Origin of the sequence: Streptomyces specialis (assembly GCF_001493375.1) — a bacterium.
GTDB lineage: Bacteria > Actinomycetota > Actinomycetes > Streptomycetales > Streptomycetaceae > Streptomyces > Streptomyces specialis.
The window spans coordinates 1-3,909 of record NZ_LN929814.1 but is presented as its reverse complement, the minus strand read 5'-3'; the positions used below and the strand labels follow the sequence as shown (position 1 = coordinate 3,909).

Sequence of the window (3,909 nt, the reverse complement as noted above, 5' to 3'; positions counted from 1 at the left end):
TTGGTGGGTGTGGGGGGGGGGGGGGGGGGGGTGTGGGGGGGGGGGGGGGCGGGGGGCTGCTCGGGTGCGGACGCGGGCGGTTCGGCCGGTGCGGAGTCGTTCCGGTCGTTCTCCGGTGGCGGTGATCCGGGGGACGCCCAGCCCGGCGAGTCGCTCACAATCTCTCCTCGGTCGCTTCGCACCGTCGTTGCCGACGTCGCCGACTGGTGATGTCGGCCAGGTCTGGCGCCCATCGTGCCATGGCGGTACGGCGGGCGCGCCGGGGCGGCCCAAGGGGCCCACGCCTTCTCTCGCCCGCGTGGTGAGGGCACACTGTGCCAATGGCTGAACTCAGACTCCCCGCCGTGCGCTGGGCCGAGCCGCCCGACGGGCCGGTGCTGGTGCTGCTCGACCAGACCCGGCTGCCAGCCGAGGAGGTGGAGCTGGTCTGTACGGACGTGCCGGGGCTCGTGGCGGCGATCCAGTCGCTCGCCGTCCGGGGCGCCCCGGTCCTCGGCCTCGCCGGGGCGTACGGAGTGGCGCTGGCCGCGGCCCGCGGGTACGACGTCGGGGAGGCGGCCGGATCGCTCGCCGGGGCGCGGCCGACCGCGGTGAATCTGGCGTACGGGGTGGAGCGGGCGCTCGCCGCGTACCGGGCGGCGGGCGGCGACGGGCCGGGCGCGGCGCGGGCCGCGCTGGAGGCGGCGGTGGCCCTGCACCGGGAGGACGCCGAGGCGAGCGACCGTATGGCCGAGCTGGGCCGGGCGCTGCTGAACGAGCTGCTGCCGGGCGGCCGGTACCGGATCCTGACGCACTGCAACACGGGGGCGCTGGTCTCCGGCGGTGAGGGCACGGCGCTGGCGGTGGTGCGGGCCGCGCACCGCGCGGGGGAGCTGCGGAAGCTGTGGGTGGACGAGACCCGGCCGCTGCTCCAGGGGGCGCGGCTGACGGCGTGGGAGGCGGCGCGGGACGGGATGCCGTACGCGGTGCTGGCGGACGCGGCGGCCGGGTCGCTGTTCGCGGCCGGCGAGGTGGACGCGGTGTTCATCGGGGCGGACCGGATCGCGGCGGACGGCTCGGTGGCCAACAAGGTGGGCAGTTATCCGCTGGCGGTGCTGGCCCGGCACCACGGGGTGCCGTTCGTGGTGGTGGCCCCGGTGAGCACGGTGGATCTGGCGACGCCGGACGGCGCGGCGATCCACATCGAGCAGCGGCCGGGACACGAGGTGACGGATGTGGCGCCCGGGGTGCCGGTCGCGCCGGTGGGCGCGCAGGCGTACAACCCGGCGTTCGATGTGACGCCTCCCGAACTGGTGACCGCGATCGTCACCGAACAGGGGGTGGTGTCGCCGGTTGACCGGGGGAGCCTGGCGGAAGTGTGTTCGGGGTCACGTGCGTCGGAGATGGATTCAGGGGATGGAATGATGAAGGCATGAAGGGTCGCGTACTCGTCGTCGACGACGACACCGCGCTGGCGGAGATGCTCGGCATCGTGCTGCGCGGTGAGGGGTTCGAGCCGTCGTTCGTGGCGGACGGGGACAAGGCGCTGGCCGCGTTCCGTGAGATCAAGCCGGATCTGGTGCTGCTGGACCTGATGCTGCCCGGGCGGGACGGCATCGAGGTGTGCCGCCTCATCCGCGGCGAGTCGGGTGTGCCGATCGTCATGCTCACCGCGAAGAGCGACACGGTGGACGTGGTGGTGGGCCTGGAGTCCGGCGCCGACGACTACATCGTGAAGCCCTTCAAGCCGAAGGAGCTGATCGCCCGCATCCGGGCGCGGCTGCGGCGTTCCGAGGAGCCGGCGCCCGAGCAGCTCGCGATCGGTGATCTGGTGATCGACGTGGCGGGGCACTCGGTGAAGCGGGGTCCGCAGACGATCTCGCTGACGCCGCTGGAGTTCGACCTGCTGGTGGCGCTGGCGCGCAAGCCGTGGCAGGTGTTCACGCGCGAGGTGCTGCTGGAGCAGGTGTGGGGGTACCGGCACGCGGCGGACACCCGGCTGGTCAACGTGCATGTGCAGCGGCTGCGTTCGAAGGTGGAGAAGGATCCGGAGCGGCCGGAGATCGTGGTGACGGTCCGCGGGGTGGGTTACAAGGCCGGGTCAAGCTGACGTGTCCGACCGGATGTGGTGGCAGAGTCCGAGGCTGCTGACCGAGCGGGCGACGGGCAGCCGGGCCCAGCCCGCGATCCGGATCTTCGGGCGCTGGGCCCGCGGCCCGCTGCTGTCGGTGATGCGGCTGTGGCGGCGCAACATCCAGCTCCGTGTGGTGGCCAGCACGCTGCTGCTCTCGCTCGCGGTGGTGCTGGTGCTGGGCTTCGTGGTGGTCGGGCAGGTGCGCAACGGTCTGCTGGAGGCCAAGCGGCAGACGGCGCAGAGCCAGGCCGAGGGCGGTTTCGCCGCGGCGAAGGAGCAGGCCGCCAGCGACGGCGACGGGCAGGGCGCCGCGTCCGGGCGGTCGACCGACGCGGGCGAGTGGATGACGAGCATCGTGCAGCAGCTCGCCAGCGGCGGGCAGGGCGTGTTCTCGGTGGTGGCGCTGCCGTCGCGGCTCTCCACGCCGTTCGTCGGCGACGCGGAGCCGGCGCCGCTGGGCGCGCGGGCGCAGGGCGACGTCGATCCCGAGCGGAGCATCCCGGAGGAGCTGCGGGAGGCGCTGGACGCGGACCTGGCGACCCACCGGCAGTACCACACGATCGTGCGGCAGAACGGCGACACCGAGGCCGCGCTGATCATCGGCCGGCGGCTGGCCGACAACGAGGGCCACCAGTACCAGCTCTACTTCGTCTTCCCCTTCACGCAGGAGGAGAAGTCCCTCAGCCTGGTCACCGGCACCATCGCCACGGCCGGGCTGTTCGTCGTGGTGCTGCTGGGCGCGATCGCCTGGCTCGTGGTGCGGCAGGTGGTCACGCCGGTGCGGATGGCGGCCAGGATCGCCGAGCGGCTGGCCGCCGGGCGGCTGCACGAGCGGATGAAGGTCAGCGGCGAGGACGACATCGCGCGGCTGGGCGAGTCGTTCAACAAGATGGCGCGCAATCTCCAGTTGCAGATCCAGCAGTTGGAGGAGCTGTCGCGGATGCAGCGCCGTTTCGTGTCGGACGTGTCGCACGAGCTGCGGACGCCGCTGACGACCGTGCGGATGGCGGCGGACGTCATCCACGAGGCGCGCGGCGAGTTCGACCCGGCGACCTCGCGGTCGGCGGAGCTGCTGCTCAGCCAGCTCGACCGGTTCGAGTCGCTGCTCGCGGACCTGCTGGAGATCAGCCGGTTCGACGCGGGCGCGGCCCGGCTGGAGGCCGAGGACACCGACCTGCGGGACGTGGTGCACCGGGTCGTGGAGGGTGCCGAGCCGCTGGCCGAACGGAAGGGCAGCCGGCTGGTGGTGCGCGGCGCGACCCGGCCCGTCGTCGCGGAGGCCGACCCCCGGCGGATCGAGCGCGTGGTGCGCAACCTCGTCGTCAACGCCATCGAGCACGGCGAGGGCCGCGACATCGTCGTCCGGCTGGCGGCGAGCCGGGACGGCGGCATGGTGGCCGTCGCCGTGCGCGACTACGGCATCGGGCTGCGGCCGGGCGACGCGGAGCAGGTCTTCAGCCGTTTCTGGCGGGCCGACCCGGCGCGGGCGCGGACCACGGGCGGCACCGGTCTGGGGTTGTCGATCGCCGTGGAGGACACGCATCTGCACGGCGGCAGGCTGGAGGCGTGGGGCGAGCCGGGCGGCGGCGCGCAGTTCCGGCTGACGCTGCCGCGGTCGGTCGGCGGCCCGCTGCGCGGGTCGCCGCTGCCGCTGGAGCCGGGCGACTCGCGGGCCAACCGGGCCCGTGTCGCGCGGCTCCCGCGCTGGCTCTTCTACACCTCTGCCCCCGGCGACGACGCGGGTTCGGTGGCTTCCGGGCGGGCTCGCCCCGCTCTCGAACACGACACCCGATACC

General features: G+C 73.8%; 3 protein-coding genes. All 3 read left to right on the top strand.

Annotation, left to right across the window (positions count from 1 at the left end):
• The first annotated feature begins 320 nt into the window (after window positions 1–320).
• On the top strand, window positions 321–1,415 hold the full coding sequence (gene mtnA / locus BN2279_RS07545; protein ID WP_059007733.1) for an S-methyl-5-thioribose-1-phosphate isomerase: 1,095 nt from the start codon (window positions 321–323) through the stop codon (window positions 1,413–1,415).
• Window positions 1,412–2,089 (top strand): two-component system response regulator MtrA, encoded by a 678-nt coding sequence (gene mtrA / locus BN2279_RS07540; RefSeq protein WP_049580612.1) that lies wholly within the window; start codon window positions 1,412–1,414, stop codon window positions 2,087–2,089. The genes mtnA and mtrA overlap by 4 nt, the downstream gene beginning before the upstream one ends.
• A 13-nt stretch (window positions 2,090–2,102) precedes the next feature.
• Window positions 2,103–3,909 (top strand): MtrAB system histidine kinase MtrB (gene mtrB, locus BN2279_RS07535; protein ID WP_104530961.1); only part of this gene is annotated, 1,807 nt, incomplete at its 3' end.